Below are 20,824 nucleotides of genomic sequence, written 5' to 3'. Positions count from 1 at the left end.
CCCGACAGCCGGACCCTCAGCCTGCCCCAGCCCCCGAAAAGACCGCACCCCACGAACACAGAGTCCCCGCCGGCAAACTCACGGGGACTCATGAACGATCGAGGTTAAGTTGACACACCCATCCTTGCGAAATCCATTGGTGCCCGGCTTGCTCCGCTGATGGACTGACGTCCTACCGTGAGTCTGCCGCGTGACGGAGGTAGTGGTTGTGACAGGCTATGACGTGCTTGCCGAGGTGTACGAATGGCTCATCTCGGATGCAAAGTTGCCTCCAGCCGAGTTCGCTGCGTCGTTCGACGACGTCCTCAATCTCCTGCCGTCGAACGCTCACGTCCTCGACTGTTCGTGCGGAACCGGACAGTTGGCGGTTGGCCTCGCCGGTCGTGGCATGCAGGTTGTCGCAACTGACGCCAACGAGGCGATGGTTCGTCGGACTGCAGAATTGTCTGAGGAGTTCGGGGCATCCGTCCGGCCCGTACGGGCGAACTGGGAAGAGTTGCCCGACCATTTCCAGGACAACACGTTCGACATGGTGTTCTGCGTTGGCAACTCGCTTCACCATGCCGCGGGCGCGACAGGCAGGGGTGCTGCCCTGGAGTCGATGTCACGGCTTCTGCGCCCCGGCGGGCGCTTGGTACTCACATCCCGCACGTGGGAACTCGTGAGGGCCAGAGGTTCCCGGCTGGAGATCAGTGACCGACTCGTCCGCCGGAACGGTCGCGATGCTGTCGTGGTCTACCGATGGGAGATTGCGCCGCATTGGGAGGAGGAGCACCACATCGAGATTGCGATCGCGCAAGTTGATGCGACCGGGTTGGTTCTTGTCCGCTCGGAACTGCTGTCCTGCTGGCCCTACCGGTACGAGGAACTCGAAGTCGAGCTGCACCGGGTCGGACTCCAAACGGAACTGAGCACGTTCGATCTTGAGGCCGAGAACTACATGGTGGTCGCGAGCAAGGTATAAACACCGGACTCTCAGTCCCTGGCCGGACCGCGCGTTTGCTCGCAGGACGCTTGCGCCCTCTCATCGGTGCGGGTTCCAGTGGTCAACGCCTCGGACGAGGAGTGCTCGTCGATCAGACGGCGGTAGATCCGGGGTGACGGTGTGGCGCTGTTTCCTGGTCGCGTCCAGATCAATGAGCAGGATCTCGTCGATCAGCGGCGTGAACGGATCCTGTGGCGGGAGGTGGCCGCCCCGGTCCTCGCAGAGCTGCGGGTGACGGATCCGGACACCAGGGTCTGGTGGGTGCCCGGGGCGCTGTGCCGGCTGCCGCTGCACGCCGCGACCGCCGCCCAGGACGCAGCGGAGCCGGTGGCGGGCGGCACGGGCCTCCCGGAGTCGCTGGTGGACCGCACGGTGTCCTCGTACACGCCGACGGTGACCACCCTGCACCACGCGCGGGCCCGCGGTGCGGCGCCGGACCGCGCGAGGGCGGCCGTCGTGTACGCGGACGCACACCGGCCGGGCCTGCCGGAGTTGCCCGCCGCGCGCCGCGAGGTCCGGGTGGCGGCGGACCGTTTCGGCCTCGAACCACTGGACCTCGCCGCGTGCGAGCGGGCCGTCCTCCTCGACGCGCTGACCACCTGCACCCACCTGCCTCTGGCTCTGCACGCCGTGGCGGACCACGACGACCCGGGCAACAGCCGGTTCCTGCTGCCCGACCTCGACCTGACGTTCGCGGAGATCGCCGTGAAACGAGGCGGTTGGGGCCGTCTCGCGTACCTGTCGGCGTGCGAGAGCGCGCATTCGCCTCGCCACCTCGCCGACGAGGCGATCCACCTCACCTCCGCGTTTTTGCTCGTCGGCTTCTCCGGCGTGATCGGCACGCTGTGGAGGGTCCCGGACGCCGCGGCCGAGGCGACGGCCCGAGGGTTCTACGAAGCCCTGGACGACGTCTGCGGCGAACCGGCCCTCGCGCTGGCCCGTACGGCGCGACGGGCCCGTGAGCACTACGGGGGCGCCCCGGCGGCGTGGGCGGCCCACCACCACGTCGGTATCTGAGAACCCCGGGGCCTGCGACAGCGTCAGAAGTGCCGCGGGACTGTGGCGGGCTCGGCCTTGCGCCGAGCCCGCCAGGCCGGTCCCCTGCCGGGGCCGGACTCGTGTCACGCCGTCAGCGCTGCAGTGTCAGCAGACCCGGACGGTAGGGCCAGAGACCGTAGTCACCACCGGAGTTGGGGCTGCGCCCCTGGTAGAGCAACTGCAGACGGCAGGGATCGACGGTCATGGTCTGATCGGGGCCGGTGCGGATCAGCTCGCCGTGGCTGATGTCGTCGGTCCACGTGGCGCCGCTGTTGGCCTTGCCGGCGAAGGGATTGCTCTCGGTCGCGGCCTGGGGGGTCCATGAGCCGTTCAGGCCGGTCGCCGTGAACGAGCGGAAGTAGCGGCCCCGCGAGCCGATCGCCTCGACGATCATGAGGTAGCGGTTCTGGCCCTGCAACTTGTAGACCTGCGGGGCTTCGAACAGGTTGTTCTTCGTATCGCTCATGATCACTGTCGAGGTCGAGCCGAAGCTGCCCGGGAAGTTCCCGATCGGCATACTGGCCCGGTAGATCTTGCCGTTGTCACCGGCGAAGAACAGGTACATGTTCGTCCCGTCACCGATGAGCGTCTGGTCGATGGGTCCCGTTCCGGAGTCGGAGATGCTTCCGGAGAAGAGCACCTGCTGGGACGACCAGCCGTTCGGGTTGGTGGGGTCGCTCGACGTTCGGTAGGAGAAGGCGGTCCCGCCCCACTGGTAGGTGAGCACCCAGATGTTCTTCGGCGCGAAGTAGAAGAGCGTGGGTGCGACCGTGGAGTTCGACATCGCGTTCTGGCCGGCCGACCCCATCTCCGACCAGTTGGTGAACAGGCCGAAGTTCATCGAGCCCCATTTCGACCCCGTGTCGTGCGTCGTCGCGTAGACGAGTTGCTTGCCGTTGTAGGGAACGACGGTGAAGTCCTTGAGCGAGACCCACCCCGGCTTGGGCTGCGCCAGCGCGCCCGTCGACGTCCAGCGGTAGGACGACGGAAGATCGCACGTGCCGGGGCCGGGGCCGGGGCCGCCGGCGCCGACCTTGACGAGCTGCCACTGCTGGTTGGCGCCGCCCCAGTCGTCGTACTGGACGACGTTCGCGTTGTCGGCGGTGGAGGCGCCCTGTACTTCGAGGGCCTTGTTGCTGTGGCGCGAGATGAACCTCACGTAGCCGTCCGAGCTGTCGGCCAGCCGCCACTGCTGGTTGGCGGCGTTGAGGTCGGCCCACTGGACGATCGAGCCCCCGTTCGCGGTGGACCAGTTGTGGACGTCCAGGACCTTGCCCGAGTGACGGGACTCGATGCGGTAGTAGCCACCGCCGGAATCGACGAACCGCCACTGCTGCTGCTTCTGATCGTTCCTGGTCCACTGGGTGATGCGGGCGCCGTCTTCGGTGGCCAGGTTGTAGACGTCCAGGGCCTTGCCGCTGTTGCGGTTGACCAGCACGTACGAGGCGTCGGGGTCGACGGTCGCCGCGCCGGCGGGCTGGGCGCCGAGGAAGGTGGCCAGGAACAGCAAAGGCGCGAGAACGGCGAGTAATCGTCTCAGACGGACCGGGGACGGGCGGTGAAGCGCCATGAGGAGGGCCTCCTTTGCGGGGTGGGAAACGGTGGGAAACGGGACGACCCCGGTGAACCGCTGAGCGGACGTGCCGGGAAGGGAGGGGAGGGGGGAGGGGAGGGGAGGGGAAGGAGGGGGCGTCTCGAAATGTTTCGAAGAATTCCCGGAAGCTTTGACGCCACAAGCTAGGAATGCACGGCTCTCGGGTCAAGACCTTTCGCCGATCTGTCCACAAACAGCGCCTCAGTTTCGGGGCCCGACAAGTTGTCAGTCGACGAGAACGCTCCGGAGCCGGCGAAGTGGCTCGCCTGTCCGGCTCGTCGGGATTCCGCAAGTTTCGGACCAGGAACGGAAACTTTTTCTGCGGAGAGTATTGACGAGGCATCGTCAATCGCTCAATCATCCGTGCCTGAGGGCCGGTCACAGTTCGAGATGTCGAACCATCGTTGTGCTGCACGGCAGATCCACGCACAGCTGCACGGCAGATCCATTCCACGACAGATCCGCGCGCCGAAGCCTGCGCCACCCCGTCACGTTCCGCCCGCCGTACGTCGCCCGACGACCGGCCGGGTGCCGTCCGTGCCGGGTGAGATCGTCCCCGGACCCATGACCGTGGTGTCCGGTGATCTGGTGCCGGCCGGGCTCCGGCCCCCGCCCGTCCGCAGAGGAGAGCGGGCGACGCATCCCCCTGCGCTTCAGCCCTTCCTGGATTTCTACCCTGGAGGAACAGTCATGGGCTCGTACGCCCTTCCCGGACCCCCTGTCCGCCGGAAGATCCGCGGCCTGATGTCGGCGCTGGTCGTCGGCGTCCTCGGTGTGGTCGCCGCACTGGTCGGCACACTGGTCGCGCCGCCGGCCGCACACGCCGCCGAGAACACGCTGGGCGCCGCCGCGGCGCAGAGCGGCCGCTACTTCGGTACCGCCATCGCCTCGGGCAGGCTGGGCGACTCCGCGTACACGACGATCGCGGGCCGTGAGTTCAACTCGGTGACGGCCGAGAACGAGATGAAGATCGACGCCACCGAACCGCAGCGCGGCCAGTTCAACTTCACCGCCGGTGACCGCGTCTACAACTGGGCGGTGCAGAACGGCAAGAAGGTGCGCGGTCACACCCTGGCCTGGTACTCCCAGCAACCCGGCTGGATGCAGAGCCTCAGCGGCAGCACGCTGCGCCAGGCGATGATCGGCCACATCAACGGCGTCATGGCCCACTACAAGGGCAAGATCGCCCAGTGGGACGTCGTGAACGAGGCCTTCGCCGACGGCAGTTCGGGAGCCCGACGCGACTCCAACCTGCAGCGCACCGGCAACGACTGGATCGAGGTCGCCTTCCGCACCGCGCGCGCCGCCGACCCGGCCGCCAAGCTCTGCTACAACGACTACAACGTCGAGAACTGGACCTGGGCCAAGACCCAGGCCATGTACTCCATGGTCCGGGACTTCAAGCAGCGTGGCGTCCCGATCGACTGCGTCGGTTTCCAGTCGCACTTCAACAGCGGCAGCCCCTACAACAGCAACTTCCGCACCACCCTGCAGAACTTCGCCGCCCTGGGCGTCGACGTCGCCATCACCGAACTGGACATCCAGGGCGCGTCGGCCACGACCTACGCCAACGTGACCAACGACTGCCTGGCCGTCTCACGCTGCCTCGGCATCACCGTCTGGGGCGTGCGCGACACCGACTCCTGGCGATCGCAGGACACGCCGCTGCTGTTCAACGGCAACGGCAGCAAGAAGCCCGCCTACACCGCCGTCCTCAACGCACTCAACGGCGGTACCTCCACGCCCCCTTCGGGTTCCGGAGCGATCAAGGGCGTCGGTTCGGGCCGCTGTCTGGACGTGCCCGGCGCCAGTACCGCCGACGGCACCCAGCTCCAGCTGTGGGACTGCCACAGCGGCACCAACCAGCAGTGGGCGTACACCGCCGCCGGCGAGCTCAGGGTCTACGGCAACAAGTGCCTGGACGCCGGCGGCACCGGCAACGGCACCAAAGTCCAGATCTACAGCTGCTGGGGCGGCGACAACCAGAAATGGCGCATCGACTCCGACGGGACCATCGTCGGCGTCCAGTCCGGCCTCTGCGTCGACACCGTCGCAGGCGGCACCGCCAACGGCACCCTGATCCAGCTCTCCTCCTGCTCGAGCGGCGGCAACCAGCGCTGGACCCGCACCTGACGGGACCTGCCCACCGAAACGAAAGGGTGCATCGATGAGGACCTACGGTGCGGTTTCCCCCGCCCCTCCACAACGACATCGCTGGTGGTCCCGGGTCGCCGCCGTGCTGACGGCCGCCCTCGCGATCGGCATGCTCGCCGTGGCGAATCCGGCGCCCGCCGACGCGGCGACGGTGGACACCAATGCCTGGTACGTCCTGGTCAATCGCAACAGCGGCAAGGCGCTGGACGTCCCCGGCGCGCCCACCTCCGACGGCGCGCGGGTCAGCCAGTGGACGCGCAACGACGGAGCCGACCAGCAGTGGCAGTTCGTGGACTCCGGCGGCGGCTTCTACCGGCTCAAGGCCCGGCACTCGGGCAAGGTTCTCGACGTGGCCGGAGCCTCCGGCGCCGACGGCGCCGCGATCCAGCAGTGGGCCGACCACAACGGGGGCAACCAGCAGTTCCGGCTGGCCGACTCCGACGCCGGCCACGTCCGGCTGATCAACCGCACGAGCAGCAAGGCGGTGGAGGTGCAGGGCGCCTCCACCGCCGACGGAGGCAACGTCGTCCAGTACACCGACTGGGGCGGCGCCAATCAGCAATGGCAGATGATCAAGCTGTCGTCCGGCGGTGGCGGTGCCTGCGGCAGCGCCCCGACCCTGGCGAGCGGTACGCACACGATCCAGAGCGGCGGCAAGACCCGCAGCTTCATCCTCAGGGTTCCCGCCAACTACGACAACAACCACCGCTACCGGTTGATCTTCGCGTTCCACTGGCGGGGTGGAACCGCCGGCGACGTCGCCTCGGGCGGCACGAGCGGGAACGCCTGGTCCTACTACGGCCAGCAGGAACAGGCGAACAACACCGCGATCCTCGTCGCACCCCAGGGCCTCGGCAACGGCTGGGCCAATGCGGGCGGTGAGGACGTCGCCTTCGTCGACGACATGATCCGGCGGATCGAGGGCGGCCTCTGTGTCAACCCGGCACAGCGTTTCGCCACGGGCTTCAGCTGGGGCGGCGGTATGAGCTACTCACTCGCGTGCAGCCGGGCGAACGTCTTCAGGGCCGTAGCGGTCTTCTCCGGCGCCGAGATCAGCGGGTGCGGCGGTGGCACCCAGCCCATCGCCTACTTCGGAATCCACGGCGTCAGCGACTCCGTCCTCAACATCGCGCAGGGACGGTCCCTGCGCGACAGGTTCGTCCGCAACAACGGCTGCACCCCCCAGAGCCCGCGCGAGCCCGCGCCGGGCAGCCGGACGCACATCACCACCGCCTACTCGGGCTGCCGTGCCGGCTACCCGGTCCAGTGGGCCGCGTTCGACGGAGGCCACATACCCGGTCCGGTCGACGGCTCCTCCGGCGAGAGCGGCGTCACCACCTGGACCAAGGCAGAGATCTGGAGGTTCTTCGCACAGTTCCAGTGACCCGACCGCACCACGGAGTGGGGCCGGGATCGATCATCCTGGCTCCACTTTGTCGACGTCACCGTTCGCCGCGCGTCAGCAGGTGTTCTCCTTCCTGGCGCGTTGAAGCACGGTTCCGTATTGGAGACGCTGGACAGGAAGGGGCGGACAACGAGCCGACTTCGCCTGTCGGCAGTGGCGGTTCGGCCCGAAACACCATCCACCTGTGGTTGTTCACGGTCAGGGTTGTGCTCAGCCCGTCACCGGATCTTCGGAGGCGGGCAGCGGCTCTGGGGTCCTCAGGGCCAGCGCGCGGACGGAGGGGGTGGCGAGCATGGCGAGGGTGGCGAGGAGAATGAGCGCGCCGGCCGCGTAGAGGGTGGTGTGGAGGCCGAGGAGGAGTACGGCGGGTCCGGCGGCGAACTGGGCGAGCGGGAGCGCGAGATAGGAGCCGAGGTCGTCGTAGGCGTAGACGCGAGCAAGGCGGTCCTCGGGGATCTGTTCGTTGAGAGTCGTGTACCAGGCGACGCCGGCCTGCTCGGCGCCCACGCCCGCCACGAAGTTGGCGATGGCCAGCAGCCAGGTGTGCGGGGCGAGCGCGAGCAGCAGCGGAGTCGTCGCCGTCAGGCCCATCAGCGCGCAGCCGGTCAGGATCGCACGCCGGGGTCGCCAGTACAGCGACAGGATGCCGCCGGCGACCGCGCCGAGGGAGGACGCTGCGACGGCCAGGCCCCAGCCGGTACGGCCGATCGTGGTGGTGTCGGCGACGGCCGGCCCCAGGACGGTGAACGAGGCGGTGAGGCCGGCGTTGAGGAAGCAGAAGGCCACCACGATCACCCACACCCAGGTGCGGGAGGTGAACTCCTGCCAGCCGACACGCAGTTCATGCACCACGCCGCGGCTGGGCTCGGGCGGCGCGACCTGGACGCGGACCAGCGCGAAGAACGCGGCGGCGAGCGCGAAGGTGAGCGCGTCGACGGCGAGTCCCCAGCCGGGGCCGACCGCGGCGACCAGTACGCCGCCCAGCGAGGCACCCACGATCGTCGCGCTGCTGCCCGAGATCCGGGAGAGCGCGAGGGCTGCGCGGCGGGACTCGGCCGGCACGGTCTGGGGCAGCAGGGCCTGGGCGGCGGGCTGGTAGCAGGAACTGGACGCCCCGTTGACCGCGGCGAGCACCATGAGCAAGGGAATGGCGGCACTATGGGTGAGGACCAGGGCGGCGACCACCGCCTGGCTGGCGGCGCTGACCACGCTGCTGGCGACGAGCAGCGGGCCGCGCGGCAGTCGGTCCGCCAGCAACCCGCCGTACAGCAGGAAGAGGATGCCGGTGAGGGAGTGGGCGCCGACCACCAACCCGAGTGAGCCGACCGAGCCGGTGGCGTCGAGCACGGCGAAGGCGAGGGCGATCGGCGCCACTCCGTTGCCGAGCAGGTTGGCCGTCGTACCGATGAAGAGGTGACGGAACGGGCGGTGGCGCAGAGGCGCCAGGGCGGCAGGCATGCGCCTGATCGTCGGGACTGAGCGGCGCGCCCGTCAACGGGTTATGACGGGCATCCAGTGGGCTGCGACCTCGTCGTCCCGGGTCAGGTCGGCGACGGCCTGGACCTTCTCGTCCACCGTGACCGGCCGGTCGACCCGCTGACCGACGATCCGTTTCGCGCAGTCCGGCTCAGGAGTTGAAGAACAAGCTCAGCTGGGGCCGCCGGCCGGCGTCATAGCCCCGCCGAGTGCTGCGTCGAGGTGGGCGGGTGCGGGGAGCGGAGCACGAGGAGGGTGATCTCGCTGGGGGCGAAGACGCGGAACGGCGGGCCCCAGAAGCCGGTGCCGCGGCTGGTGTAGAGGAGGGTGCGGGCGCCGTGCCGGCTCAGGCCCGCGACGACGGGCTGGTCGATGCGGACCAGGTGGTGGAAGGGCCAGATCTGGCCGCCGTGGGTGTGGCCGGAGAGTTGGAGGTCGACGCCGGCGGCCGCTGCTCGGTCGATGAACTTGGGCTGGTGTGCCAGGAGCAGGACGGGAAGGTCGGGGTCGGCGCCGTTCAGCGCTCCGGCGAGGTGGGCGCGGTGACCCGCCAGGCCGGAGGACTCGGCGGTGACGTCGTCCACGCCGGCCACCACGAGGGTGTCACCGCCGCGTTCGAGCAGCAGGTGGCGGTTGCGCAGCGGTTCCCAGCCCAGCTCGTCCATCAGGTCGACCCAGCCCTGGGCCTCGCTGTAGTACTCGTGGTTGCCCGTGACGTACACCCGGGCCCGGGTGGCCCGCACGGTACCGAGCGGGACGGCCTGGGCGCGGCGGCGTTCGGCCGTGCCGTCCGCGATGTCGCCGGTGTGGCAGACCAGGTCGGCCTCCAGGGTGTTCACCGTCTCGCATACCCGTGCCGACCAGCGGGCGCGATCGAGCGGGCCGTAGTGGGTGTCGGTGATGAGGACGACGCGGGTGCCGTCCAACCCGGCGCCCAGTCGCGGGAGTCGCACGTCGAGCCGGCGCACGCGCGGCACGCGGCGGGCCTCCGCGTAGCCCCAGCCGAGCAGCACGGCGCTCACGCCGAGGACGGCCCAGGTGACGATGCGGGCCCGGTCCTGACTCTCGCCGACGCCGGCCACGGTCAGGGCGAGCCGCAGCAGGACGCCGAGCAGAACGGACCAGGTGAACAGAACCCAGCTCGTGCCCAGCAGGGTGTCACCGACGATCGCCGCCCGGTCCTGCTGACGCCGGCCGTGGCCGCGCGCCATGGCGAGCGGCATGGCGGCGAGACCGAGGACGAACAGAGCGGTGCCGGCCAGTGTGACGGGCAGCGGCCAGTGCTGCCCGTTGTAAAGGAGCACCCAGCACGGCACGGCCCACAGCAGGACGGGGGCGATCAGGGGGATGTAGCGCATCAAGCGGTGCAGTCGGCTCTGCCGCGGCGCTCGCGCCGCGCTGTCGGCGGGTCGGGTGTCGGGCACGCTTCCCCTCTCGGACCAGGCTGCCGTCTCGCGCACTGTATCCGGTCGCCTCCGGGCCGTCCGGCCCGGCCACCACGGGGCGGGTCCCTCGGGGGCGAAGGGTTCTCCGCGGGACGACAGGTCGGCGGACACCTCCCTCGGCGTGAGCCGAGATCAGGACGCTACGGCTGCGGCCCGGTCTGCCGCGGCCCGGTCTGCCCCGGTGACATCAGGGCGGACACGCGTCGACCGGGCTCAGGGCTGTCGCGTCGTCGAGTACGACCTTCACCTCGCCCATCGTCGTGTCGAGGACCACCGTGCCCGCGTCGAGACGCACCACCGAGCCGCAGACGGAAGCGGAAGGCGAGTCGACACGGATCGCGGGACCCTTGCGTGGCGGCCCGTACCAGGTCGTGGCGACCGCGGTGACGAGCAGTCCGACGCAGAGGAGGGTGAGGGCGATGCCGCGTCTGAGCGCGGCGGTGGCGGAGCGGGCCTCCAGGTGATCGGCGACCGCGCGGTTCTCCACCTGGCTCACGGGTACGACGGTGGGCCGGCCGTGAGCCGCCCGCACCAGCAGAAGTGCCCCAGCGAGACCCGCGAGCAGCGCGAGCAGGAGCAGTACGCCGACGGTCACGGCCCAGAAGCGGGCGAGCTGGCCCACGTCGCTCCGACCGCGGACCAGGCTGAACCCGATGAGCCCCGCCAGCAGCGCACCCAGTGCGTTGCGCCAGGCGGTGGCGGCCTCGCGCAGCCGGGGCAGTTCCGCCTCCAGCAGACGCCGGCGCTCCTGTGCGGCGCGCAGGTCCGCGGGTACGGCGCCGTCGCCGGGCCCGACGGTCGGCATCAGGCGTCACAGCCGGAGATCCGCAGCACCCAGTAGGCGCCGCACCCCTTGCGTCCCTCCGGCCGGTCCGGGTGATGCTCGTCGCACGCGCACGCCACAGGCTCGTCACGGGTGTCCGACGCCGGACGTCGCTGGGAGGGCCGGAACAGGGCGAGGATGCCGTCCAGCCCCCGGAAGACCATGTGCGGCAGGGGCACCTCCAGCGGCGCGGCGCACCGCGGACACGGACCGCTCAGCACGAGCAGGCCGGGACCGGCCTCGCGCAGGGTGAAGGTCTCCGCGGCCCGCTCGGCGTAGGCGGGATCCGTGGCCTCGGCGTAGGGGGCGGGTTCGTGATGCGCGACGGTCAAGGCGTTCCTCCTGTCGGGCTGTCGGTTCAAGGACCGATGCGGGTGTCCGCGGCGCGGGGCGTCACGGACCTGTATGGGTGAAGGGGAGCCAGGAACTCGCGGGGAGACCGCGGTCCTCACGGAGTCGCAGCAGCGCGGTGTGCAGCGCGTGGGCCGCCTTCTCGGGATGCAGGACCCCCTCGGAGACCAGTTCCCGGTAGACGAGCCGGGCGACGTCCGCCGCCGTGTCGTCGGCGATCGACCACAACGCGGCGATGACATGCCGGTAGCCGGTGTAGTGCAGCACCGCGGCCATCGTCAGGGCCTCGTCCGGCATTCTGGGGCTGCCCACCGCACTCTTGCAGGCCGACAGGAAGATGAACTCACCGCGATGGCTGAGTGCGCTGAGGTCACCGACCGTGAGGGTCTTGTCGAACAGGGTCAGGCCTCCTGCCAGCGGATCCAGGATGTTCTGATCGCCGTGACAGCTGAACTGTGTCCAACAGTGCTCGAGCAGCCCGGACTTCACCGCGTCCCATGTCGCGTCCGCGTTCTCGAGCAGGGTCAGCCGGTCGGGCAGCGCAGACGTGAGCACGTCGATGTCCTGCCGTACCGCCTGGAGCGGTTCCCGCCCGGAAGTCTGTGACATCGCGACCAGGAGCATTCGCCCGTCCGCGGCGCGGTCGGATGCCTCCGGGGCTCTGCGCCTGGCTTCCAGCAGGGCTCGCAGGGTCGGCGTGTAGGAGGACACCACCCGGTCGACGACCGTCCTCCGGGGGCCGTCGTCGGGGCCGTCGCCGGGGTCGTCGTGGGGGTCGGTATGGTGACCGGCCGCGTGGAGGGGCAGGAATGTCAAGGCTCCCGTAGGGCACCACCACAGGCGCGGCCAGTCGTCGCCCTCGGGCCTGTTCACGAACCCGAGGTCCGTGAGGACGGGTTCGGCGATGCGGTCCCACAACCACTCCAGCACGGAGGCGAGTACCGTCTCGCGTTCCGTCCGGGCGTGGTGCAGCTCGTCCCGGGCAGTGGTGTAGGCGGTGGTGGCGGCCCAGTCGCGGTCGCTGCTGTCGAAGGTTTCACGGGCCTGGAGCATGGCATCGGCGGCGAGTTCGACGTCGAGCAGTGCGCCGAGATAGCTGTTGGCCTGCTCGCTCAGCTCCTTCTCCGTGACTTTCGGCAGCGGCCTGACGCGCAACTGCCCCTCGGTGATGATCAGTGCGTCGCAGCGCAGCGAGGAGATGTTGACCAGGACGACGGGGCCTTCGTCTCCGAGGGAGAGCAGCCGGTCGATACCGTGCGGCTTGAGGAAATCCGTGAACCCGTCGATCTGCCGGACCTGTTCGACGAGGTCGTCCCATTCCCGGGCCAGCGCGGAACGGTCCGGTGGTGCCGCATCTCCCTGAGGCTGTCCGGGAGACGGCGGGGACGAAGGCTGGACGGGCGCGTCGAGAAGCATGCGCAGATGGTCGAGCCGGGCGGCGAGGTCGGGCGCGGTCTCGCGCAGCGCACTGAGGTCGGTCCGGGTGTCCAGGAGGCGGGACCACATCACGCCGCGTCCCTGCTCGGCCAGTTCCACCGCGCGAGCCGGGCTGTCGGACTGCAGGGCGCAAGCCGCGGCGAAGCGTGCTTCGCCGGCGAAGCGTCGCAGCTGGTGCTGGCTGTCCGCCTGCTCCGCTCCACGCCACGCGAGCAGGGGGAGCAGACCGACCGCGGTCTCGGCGGACTGCACCGCGGCCGGCCAGTCCTCGCGTTCGGCGGCCAGGGCACACCACATGGAGGCGGCGTCGATGCGGCAGGAGACGGCCGCGGAAACCGTTCGGGCTGCCCGGCTCAGCACGTCCTCCGCCTCGGCCGCGTCCTCGGGTCGGTGCGTGGCCGCGTACCGTCTCCCCAGCGCGCCGCCGAGGCCGACCAGGTACTTGGCGCGTTCCGGGTGGTCGGCCGGAGCGACTCGGGTCGACCGTCGCAGCAGCCGTACGGCCTCGTCGAGATCCGCCGTCCGCTCGTCCCGCTCGCCCTTCTTGCGCTGCTCGCCCCTCCCGCGCTGCTCGTGCCGAGTGGCGAGAGCGGCGCCCAGGTTGTACAGGTGGACACTCTCAAAGGGGTGTCCCGGCGGAGTGGTGTGCACGGCTTCACGCAGGGCGTCCAGGGCGGCTTCGAGATCGGCCTGCGTGCCGTCCCTGTTGAAGCGCGTCGCCAGCGCCCCGCCGAGGTTGGACAGCAGGCGCGGGCGTTCCGGGGCCGATGCGGGGACGGCCGCGACGGCCTCCTGGTCGTAGGCGATCGCCTTGCTGATGTCCTCCTCGTCGAAAGTGCGAAGGAACCGCGTGCGAAGCACCAGGGCGAGATTGCTCAGGTAACCGATCCGGTAGGGGTGGTCCTCAGGCATGGCAGCCACGGCCAGAGTCCCCGCCCGAACCGCTTCGTCGAGATCGGCGAGACGGCCGCTGTGGTCGTGGCGGACTTGCAGGGCGTGGCAGAGGTTCGACAGATAGGGAGCGCGCTGGAGGGGATCGGGGGCCGCGCCGACGGCCTTTCGCAGCTGGTCGACGGCGTCGTCGGCGTCGCGGGAATCGCCGATACGCATGAAGCGTCCTATGTGGGCGCTTCCGAGGTTGCCCAGGTCCGCGTGCACATCGCTCGGTGCGCCCTTCCCCCGGTAGCCGTCGATGGCCTGGTTGAGCGTGGCGATGGCCCGGTCGAGGTCCGCCACGTCACCGCTTCGACGGGACCGCTGCGCCAGGGCAGCGCCCAACGCGGAGAAGTCGCCCGCGGACTCGAAGAGTCCGATCGCTTCGTCGACGTCGTCCATGACCTCCAGCTGGTCGAACCTTTTCGCCAGGGCGATGCCGAGTGCGGACTTCGCCGAGGCCAGATGCGGGTGGTGCGCCGCGGTGGCGGCGAGGTTCGCGCGCTGTGCGGCGATCGTCTCGTCGATGTCGTCCGCGTTCCCCAACCGCTCGAACCGCGCCCTCAGGGCCTTGGAATGGGCCGACATGTGCAGATGCCGGTTCGGGTGACTGAAGTCGGCGCCGGCCACGGCGTGCCGCGCTGCTTCGACAGCGCGGTCGAGGTCCTCGAGCATCCCGCCACGTTCGAAGCGATCGACGAGCGTCGTGGCGAGGTTGGAGAGATAGTCGACCCGGTCGGGATGGCTGGGCGGCGTCACCTCGAGGGCACGGCCGACCAGCCGGACCGCCTCGTCGAGGTCCGCGGCGGACCCGGAGGACCTGGCTCGTGCCGCGAGGGCCGTGGAGAGGTTCGACAGGTGGATCGCGTCGTGCGGGGAGAGTTCGACGGCATGGGCGAGGAGGTCGATCGCCGCCGCCAGATCCGCCGGATCCCGTCTCCGGCTGTGGCGTATCTGCAGTGCCGCCCCCAGGTTCGCCTCCACCAGGGCAGACCAGTCCGGTCCGGCCGCCCCCGCCTCACGAAGAAGCCCGATGGCCTCGTCCAGCGCTCCCTCGTCACCGGAGGCCAGACTGTGCGTCAGCAGGACCCCGGCCCGCGCGGACAGCAAGTGGGGACTGCTGTCGTCGGCTTCGGACGGTGCGTAGAGCGGGCGTAGCTCGTACGGCAGCCACTCGACGTCGACCGAGGCCAGCCGGCCGAACAACTCCAGCGCCAGCTGGAAGTCGGTGCTGTGCTCGTCCGCTCCCAGCAACTGCCACCGGATCCAGTGCACCCAGGCCGCCGTCGCGGCCACTTCGACGGGCGGCCCCTCGACCGACAGGCTTGTCATCCGAACGAGCCGCGCAGCCAAGGCGACCGTGTCGGGGGCAAGCACGCCGGAGGGGTCACCGTGTGCGAAGAACGTGAGCAGGCGCTGCTTCACCATGAGATGCAGTCGCTCCGGCGATACCTCGAACATGTCCATGCTGCTCCGCATCTCGCGCCGACCCAGGACAGCGGACTCTTCGCACCACGCGGTTCTGCTTCGTCGCCCGGAACCCCCGCCCCTCATCGGACCATACGAACACCCCTCCCCTTCTCTGCCCAACTGATAGTTTTCAATGCCGAATTGACATCTTCTGACGCATACCGAATGGAGTGCCCGACCATCAAGATCGGGCTGTCGGAGGGGTGGCACGGGCTGGATCCCCTACTTCCTGGACCGCCTGGACCGCACCTACGAGATGCACGCCACCCGGACGCTTCAGGACTTCGGCGGGAAGCAGCCCTCGGAGATCTTCCGCGAGCACTTCCTGACCTGCTTCATCAGCGACCCGATCGGGGTGAAGCTCCGTCATGACATCGGTATCGACAACATCTGCTGAGAGGCCGACTACCCGCACAGCGACTCGATGTGGCCCAATGCCACCGAACAACTCCACGAGGTACTGACCGCGAACTCCGTGCCGGACGACGAGATCAACAAGATGACGCACGAGAACGCGATGCGCTGGTACTCCTTCGACCCGTTCGCCCACGTTCCCCGCGAACAGGCCACCGTGGGCGCCCTGCGCAGGGCCGCGGGTGACCACGACGTGTCCGTCAGGTCCCGTAGCCACCAGATCGTCGCCCCTGCCGAGAAACTCGCCGTCTATCGCAAGAAGGCCGAGGCGGCGCTCGCCGCCGCGCAGCAGAAGTGAGGCCGGCGGGTGGTTGGCGGCGGACCGGCCCGCGTGCGCGCGGCGCGGGCAGGCCGTCGGCCATGCCCGGCCCGCATCTCAGCCCCGTCGTTCTCCCGCGCGCACCAAGCCGGTCTCGTACGCGATGACGACCAGCTGAGCCCGGTCGCGGGCGCCGAGCTTGGCCATGGCCCGGTTGGCGTGGGTCTTGACGGTGACCGGGGTGACGAAAAGGCGTTCGGCGATCTCGTCGTTGGCCAGGCCGGAGCCCACCAGGGTCAGCACTTCCTGTTCCCGGGGAGTCAGAGTGGCCAGCCTGCGGGGGTCGACGAGGTCGCCGGGGGCAGGGTGGGCCAGGACGCGGGCGATGAGGCCCCTGGTGGCTGCGGGGGAGAGCAACGCCTCGCCGGCGGCCACGAGCCGGACGGCGTCGAGAAGCTGCGCCGGTTCGACCCCCTTGCCCAGGAAGCCGCTCGCGCCGGCTCGGAGGGCCTCTACGACGAGGTCGTCCTCCTCGAAGGTGGTCAGGACGAGGACCTTGACTCCGGCCAGGTCCTCGTCCTGGGCGATCAGCCGGGTGGCCTCGATGCCGTCCAGCTCGGGCATCCGGATGTCCATGACCACGACATCGGCACGCTCGGACCGGGCCAGCCGCACCGCCTCCCGCCCGTTGGAGGCCTCCCCGACGACCTCCATGTCCGGCTGTGCGTCGATGAGGAGCCGGAACGTGCCCCGGAGCAGAGCCTGGTCGTCGGCGAGCAGGACGCGGATGGCCATGGGTGATCTTTTCTCACGTGGGGTCAGACAGTGGCGGGGGCGAGCGAGAGCGGCAGGTCGGCGACGACCTGGAAGCCCCCCTCGGGCCGCGGCCCAGCGGCCACGGTACCGCCGATGGCGGTGGCCCGTTCGCGCATCCCGATCAGCCCGTGGCCGGTTCCCGCGCCCTTGGGCGCGCCCGGCCGCCCGTCGTCGGTGACGGTGATCCGGAGCGAGTGCACCCCGTAGTCCAGCACCACCGAGGCCCGGGTCGCGGAGGCGTGCTTGTGCGTGTTGGTGAGCGCTTCCTGGATGATCCGGTAGGCGGTCAGCTCGGTCGCGGGTGCCACTGGCGACGGATCGCCGGCGCGGGCCACCGACACGGGCATCCCGCTCGCCCGGAACCCGCTGACCAGGGCATCGAGATCGGCCAGGGTCGCGATGGGGGCACGCGAGCCGGGCGCGTCGTCGGGCTGACGCAGCAGACCGACGGTGGCGCGCAGTTCGTCGAGCGCGGCGCGGCTGTTGTCCTTGATGTGGGCCAGTGCCGCGTAGGCCTGTTCCGGGTTGGCGCGCATGAGGTGGTGGGCCACCCCAGCCTGGGCGTTGACCAGGGTGATGTGGTGGGTGACCACGTCGTGCAGGTCGCGCGCGATGCGCACGCGTTCCTCCGTGACCCGGCGCCGGGCTTCTTCCTCCCGCGTGCGTTCGGCGTGTTCCACGCGTTCCCTGGCCGCCGCGAGGTTCTGGCGGCGGTTGAGGACGGTGCGGCCGAGCGCGGTGGCCGCGATCGCGAGGTCGAACCGCAGCAGGCCGGGACCCCCCACCACGGACTGCGCGTGGGTCGCGGCGTAGACACCGGTGATCGCCACGGCCGCCAAGGAGCCGACGATCCACGCGGTGCGCCGGTTGCCGAGGAGGGCGAGAGTGTACAGGGCCACGAGACTCGCCCCCGGTGTCGGCGAGATGTGCGAGGCGACGGCCATCAGTGTGAGGTCGCCGGCCAGGGTGAAGAGGGCGACGCCCAGGGGCCGGCGACTCCGGAAGGCCAGCGGCACGCACGACAGCGCCGTCCACACCACCTCGTCCCACCGCGGCTCGTGCCAGTGGGACGGGCCGACGGCGGTCGCCGCCACGGCGATCACGATCAGCGGAACGGCGGGCAGCGCGTCTCTGATCCGGTCATGACGAGCCAGCCACTGTCGCCACACCATGGGCAGTTCCATTCCCTCACTCTAAGGAGCGCAGGCCGGCGGAACCCGGGGTCACCCCGTTCTCCGCCGACCCGCGCGCGGGACGTCGGTCCGTCGTGCCGACCGTCAGTTGGCCAGGCCGGCGGTCGTCCGTTCCGGCACCGCGTGCGGCTGCGCCGGCTGGTCGGCAGGGCCTTCCACGGACACGTTGGGCAGTGCCTTGTCGAGACTGCGGGGCAGCCACCAGTTGGCCTTCCCGCACAGGTGCATGAGGGCGGGGACGACCATCATGCGGATCAGCAGGGCGTCCGCGGCGACCGCCACCGCGAGGCTGACCCCGAACTCGGAGATCACCCGCATGCCGCCGAACACGAAGGAGCCGAAGACGCAGACCATGATGGTGGCGGCCACGGCGATGACCTTGCCGGTCTCGGCCTGCCCGACCCGGACCGCGCGGTGGCTGTCACCGGTGTGGGCCCACTCCTCGAGCATCCGGCTGACGAGGAAGACCTGGTAGTCCATGGACAGGCCGAACATGATGCCGACGACCAGGATCGGCACGAACGACTCGATCGGTCCGCCGGCGCCGAGTCCGAGCAGTCCGGCGCCGAAGCCGTACTGGAAGACGACCACGATCGCGCCGAACGCCACCCCGATGCTGAGGATGTTGAGCACGGCGCCGACCGCCGGGATGAGCAGGCTGCGGAAGGCGACGGTCAGCAGGAGGAAGCCGAGCGCGGCGATCACCAGCACGAAGACGGGCAGCTTGCCCGTCAGGACCGACGCGAAGTCGTCGTTGCTCGCGGTGACACCGCCCACGTATACCTTCATCGACGTGCCCTGCTCGGCCTCGGGGATCACGTCGTCACGCAGGTGGTGGATCAGGTCGGAGGTGGCTTCGGACTGCGGGGAGGTCGTCGGGACGACGGAGACCACTCCGACGGTCTGCCCGTCCTTCATGGGCGCGGCGTCGGCACTGGCGACACCGTCGACCTTTCCGAGAGCGGTGACCAGCTTCGCCTCGGCCGCCTTGTCGGCGGCGGTGGGTGCCTGGACGGCCAGGACGAGCGGGCCGTTGAAGCCGGGGCCGAAGCCGTCGGCGATCATGTCGTACGCCTGACGGTTCGTCGAGGACGTGGGCAGGTTGCCGTCGTCGGACGCGCCGAGGCGCAGGGAGAGCGTCGGGAACGCGAGCGCCGTCAACACGGCCAGGGCGACGAGACCCAGGGTCTTGGGCCTGGCCTGCACCCGCTCGGCCCACCGGCCCCACACCCCGGTGCGGCCCGAGGAACGCGGCTGGGTCCCGCCGGCCGTCTCACTGCGTTCCTTGCGGCTGAGGACGCGCGGACCGATCAGGCCGAGCATCGCCGGCAGCAGGGTGATGGCGGCCAGGACGGTCAGCACCACGGTGACGGCGGCGCCGATCGCCATGCCGTTGATGATGCCGACGTTCAGGGTGAGCATGCCGAGCAGCGCGACGACGACGGTGAGCCCGGCGAAGACCACGGCCCGGCCGGAGGTGTTGAGGGACTTGGCGACCGACTCGGCGACGCTCATGCCGGCCTTCAGGTTGGCGCGGTGGCGGTTGACGATGAACAGCGCGTAGTCGATGCCCACGCCCAGGCCGATCAGCGAGCCGAGGGTCAGCGTGGTGTCGGAGAGCGTGATGAGGTGGCTGAGCAGCATCACCGTGACCGCGGAGGTGCCGACTCCGATGACGGCCGTGATGATGGGCAGTGCCGCCACCCAGACCGCGCGGAAGACGAACAGCAGCACGATGAAGGCGAGGACGATGCCCATGGCGTCGGCGACCGCGTTCGGCTCCGGGTTGACGGTGAACGCCTGCCCGTTGAGGGCGATGTGCAGGCTCCCCGTCTCCGGTTCGGTGGCGAGTGCCTTCACATGGTCGATCTGGGCGTCCGAGACGTCCTGGTCGAACGCGACCGTCGCGTAGGCGGTCCTGCCGTCCTTGCTGATCTGCCCTTTGCCGACAGGGGTGTAGGGGCTGGTCACCGCGGCGACGCCCGGTGCGTCGGCGATGCCGTTGAGCGTGCCGGTCATCGCCTTCTCGGCAGCGGGCTCGGTGACCTCGCCGCCGTCCACCTGCCAGACCACTCGGCCGCTCTTGCCCGCGGCGCTGTCGGAGGCCTGCTGCAGCAGGGCCGTGGCCTTGGCCGAGTCGGTGTCCTGCGAGGTCGGGCTGTTGCCGAAGGCGCTGCCGGCGGCGCCGACCCCGGCCCCCAGGGCGAGCAACAGGCCCACCCAGACCAGGACGACGGCGAGCCGGTGCCTGTGACACCAGCGGGCGAGAGGGGACATCGACGTGCCTTTCCAGAAAATGCCATGCGACGGAGCCGGTGATCACGGCTCACCCTCACGCTCGCAGTTCTCCGGCCTCTCGTCATTGGCCGTTCGCAGACACTTGCGCCTACTGCGATCGCAGCAGACGCGGTGGCGAAGAATGGGGGTGTCTCCTGTGGGCGGAGCGGAAACCGCTGGTCCAGACGTGGTGAGCAGGCCTGAGGCGCCAGCCGAGGTGGTGAGATCGTTGGCACCGGAGCCGCCGGGCAGGCGACCGCTACGCCCCGACACCCCCAAGGCCGTTGTTGGTCGCCGCGCCCGTCCCCGCTCCGGTCGCACAGTGCGAGCACCGGGAGGAGCGGCGCGGGCTCCTGGCGCGTGAGCGGGCGGAACAGGGGACGGCTCAACGCGTCGAGCACTGTAGCGACCCGGGACAGTTCGGCCCATGAGCAGGGACATCGGGTGGCCGGCGGCGAGGTCGGCTTCGGCCACCGAGCCCTGGGAACGCGGTTCGCGATGTCCGTCATCAGGTTCCCTTGCAGGACACCTTGCCGGTCTCGGTGCTGATCCCGGTCTTCGTCTTTCCTCTTGGTCGGCCAGCGCTACCTCGTCAAGGGAATCGCCACCACGGGAATGAAGTAGCCGGAGGGCCGCGATCACGGAACCGAACATCTGGGCGTCTCGTTGGGGTGGCCAATCATGCCGACCGGGTCCCGTACCGAACCGGCATGGTGTCAGTTTCACCATGCGCGCGTCCGGGGCGGGGCAACGG

Annotated in this window: 15 protein-coding genes and 1 pseudogene; 6 read left to right on the top strand and 10 right to left on the bottom strand. The window is 69.9% G+C overall.

The window, feature by feature from the left end; genetic code table 11:
* The first annotated feature begins 208 nt into the window (after positions 1–208).
* Positions 209–964: a class I SAM-dependent methyltransferase gene (locus QA802_RS05415; protein WP_334534339.1), complete on the top strand. Its 756-nt coding sequence runs from the start codon at positions 209–211 to the stop codon at positions 962–964.
* A gap of 141 nt (positions 965–1,105) precedes the next feature.
* Positions 1,106–2,002 (top strand): CHAT domain-containing protein, encoded by an 897-nt coding sequence (locus tag QA802_RS05410; protein WP_334518499.1) that lies wholly within the window; start codon positions 1,106–1,108, stop codon positions 2,000–2,002.
* 112 nt (positions 2,003–2,114) lie between these two features.
* Here the strand turns inward: QA802_RS05410 and QA802_RS05405 are convergent, their stop codons facing one another.
* Positions 2,115–3,593, bottom strand: a complete 1,479-nt coding sequence (locus QA802_RS05405) for a non-reducing end alpha-L-arabinofuranosidase family hydrolase (RefSeq protein WP_334518497.1) — start codon at positions 3,591–3,593, stop codon at positions 2,115–2,117.
* A gap of 714 nt (positions 3,594–4,307) precedes the next feature.
* Between QA802_RS05405 and QA802_RS05400 the strand changes: the two genes are divergently transcribed.
* Complete coding sequence (locus QA802_RS05400) at positions 4,308–5,750, top strand: endo-1,4-beta-xylanase (RefSeq protein ID WP_334518495.1); 1,443 nt, start codon at positions 4,308–4,310, stop codon at positions 5,748–5,750.
* Positions 5,751–5,853: 103 nt separating this feature from the next.
* Positions 5,854–7,155: an RICIN domain-containing protein gene (locus QA802_RS05395; protein ID WP_334534336.1), complete on the top strand. Its 1,302-nt coding sequence runs from the start codon at positions 5,854–5,856 to the stop codon at positions 7,153–7,155.
* A gap of 231 nt (positions 7,156–7,386) precedes the next feature.
* On the opposite strand, the gene QA802_RS05390 is transcribed toward QA802_RS05395, so the two are convergent.
* The 6 genes and pseudogenes from QA802_RS05390 to QA802_RS05365 all read right to left on the bottom strand — a co-directional run bounded on the left by QA802_RS05390 (position 7,387) and on the right by QA802_RS05365 (position 15,108).
* Positions 7,387–8,634: an MFS transporter gene (locus tag QA802_RS05390; protein ID WP_334518494.1), complete on the bottom strand. Its 1,248-nt coding sequence runs from the start codon at positions 8,632–8,634 to the stop codon at positions 7,387–7,389.
* 33 nt (positions 8,635–8,667) lie between these two features.
* Positions 8,668–8,790: pseudogene (locus QA802_RS05385) on the bottom strand (DUF6192 family protein); the annotation flags it as partial.
* Positions 8,791–8,846: 56 nt separating this feature from the next.
* A complete protein-coding gene (locus QA802_RS05380) occupies positions 8,847–10,076 on the bottom strand; it encodes a metallophosphoesterase (protein ID WP_334518493.1) in 1,230 nt (409 codons plus the stop codon).
* A 208-nt stretch (positions 10,077–10,284) separates the two neighbouring features.
* Positions 10,285–10,902 carry a hypothetical protein gene (locus tag QA802_RS05375; RefSeq protein ID WP_334518491.1) on the bottom strand — a complete coding sequence of 206 codons (618 nt, stop codon included), beginning with the start codon at positions 10,900–10,902 and terminating at the stop codon, positions 10,285–10,287.
* The gene (locus tag QA802_RS05370; RefSeq protein ID WP_334518489.1) at positions 10,902–11,252 is read right to left on the bottom strand and encodes a hypothetical protein; all 351 of its coding nucleotides are present in this window, start codon (positions 11,250–11,252) and stop codon (positions 10,902–10,904) included. The genes QA802_RS05375 and QA802_RS05370 overlap by 1 nt, the downstream gene beginning before the upstream one ends.
* Positions 11,253–11,313: 61 nt before the next feature.
* Complete coding sequence (locus QA802_RS05365; protein ID WP_334518487.1) at positions 11,314–15,108, bottom strand: CHAT domain-containing protein; 3,795 nt, start codon at positions 15,106–15,108, stop codon at positions 11,314–11,316.
* Between the two features lie 259 nt (positions 15,109–15,367).
* On the opposite strand from QA802_RS05365, the gene QA802_RS05360 reads away from it, so the two are divergent.
* The gene (locus QA802_RS05360; protein ID WP_334518485.1) at positions 15,368–15,508 is read left to right on the top strand and encodes a hypothetical protein; all 141 of its coding nucleotides are present in this window, start codon (positions 15,368–15,370) and stop codon (positions 15,506–15,508) included.
* Positions 15,509–15,535: 27 nt separating this feature from the next.
* Positions 15,536–15,823 (top strand): hypothetical protein, encoded by a 288-nt coding sequence (locus tag QA802_RS05355; protein WP_334518483.1) that lies wholly within the window; start codon positions 15,536–15,538, stop codon positions 15,821–15,823.
* A gap of 78 nt (positions 15,824–15,901) precedes the next feature.
* On the opposite strand, the gene QA802_RS05350 is transcribed toward QA802_RS05355, so the two are convergent.
* The 3 genes from QA802_RS05350 to QA802_RS05340 all read right to left on the bottom strand — a co-directional run bounded on the left by QA802_RS05350 (position 15,902) and on the right by QA802_RS05340 (position 20,070).
* Positions 15,902–16,579, bottom strand: coding sequence for a response regulator (locus QA802_RS05350; protein ID WP_266520800.1), 678 nt, complete (start codon positions 16,577–16,579; stop codon positions 15,902–15,904).
* Between the two features lie 23 nt (positions 16,580–16,602).
* The gene (locus QA802_RS05345; RefSeq protein WP_334518481.1) at positions 16,603–17,784 is read right to left on the bottom strand and encodes a sensor histidine kinase; all 1,182 of its coding nucleotides are present in this window, start codon (positions 17,782–17,784) and stop codon (positions 16,603–16,605) included.
* 93 nt (positions 17,785–17,877) lie between these two features.
* Positions 17,878–20,070, bottom strand: coding sequence for an MMPL family transporter (locus QA802_RS05340; RefSeq protein ID WP_334518480.1), 2,193 nt, complete (start codon positions 20,068–20,070; stop codon positions 17,878–17,880).
* Positions 20,071–20,824: the final 754 nt, after the last annotated feature.

This window comes from Streptomyces sp. B21-105, from assembly GCF_036898465.1.
Lineage (GTDB): Bacteria > Actinomycetota > Actinomycetes > Streptomycetales > Streptomycetaceae > Streptomyces.
The sequence above is the reverse complement of the archived record's forward strand: the minus strand, read 5'-3'. Positions and strand labels throughout refer to the sequence as shown.

Excerpts from the sequence above, each read along its gene's own strand:
- QA802_RS05405 (WP_334518497.1), bottom strand. The coding sequence starts at position 3,593 with ATGGCGCTTCACCGCCCGTCCCCGGTCCGTCTGAGACGATTACTCGCC.
- QA802_RS05400 (WP_334518495.1), top strand. The coding sequence starts at position 4,308 with ATGGGCTCGTACGCCCTTCCCGGACCCCCTGTCCGCCGGAAGATCCGC.
- QA802_RS05390 (WP_334518494.1), bottom strand. The coding sequence starts at position 8,634 with ATGCCTGCCGCCCTGGCGCCTCTGCGCCACCGCCCGTTCCGTCACCTC.
- QA802_RS05375 (WP_334518491.1), bottom strand. The coding sequence starts at position 10,902 with ATGCCGACCGTCGGGCCCGGCGACGGCGCCGTACCCGCGGACCTGCGC.
- QA802_RS05365 (WP_334518487.1), bottom strand. The coding sequence starts at position 15,108 with ATGGACATGTTCGAGGTATCGCCGGAGCGACTGCATCTCATGGTGAAG.
- QA802_RS05360 (WP_334518485.1), top strand. The coding sequence starts at position 15,368 with ATGCACGCCACCCGGACGCTTCAGGACTTCGGCGGGAAGCAGCCCTCG.
- QA802_RS05355 (WP_334518483.1), top strand. The coding sequence starts at position 15,536 with ATGTGGCCCAATGCCACCGAACAACTCCACGAGGTACTGACCGCGAAC.
- QA802_RS05350 (WP_266520800.1), bottom strand. The coding sequence starts at position 16,579 with ATGGCCATCCGCGTCCTGCTCGCCGACGACCAGGCTCTGCTCCGGGGC.
- QA802_RS05345 (WP_334518481.1), bottom strand. The coding sequence starts at position 17,784 with ATGGAACTGCCCATGGTGTGGCGACAGTGGCTGGCTCGTCATGACCGG.
- QA802_RS05340 (WP_334518480.1), bottom strand. The coding sequence starts at position 20,070 with ATGTCCCCTCTCGCCCGCTGGTGTCACAGGCACCGGCTCGCCGTCGTC.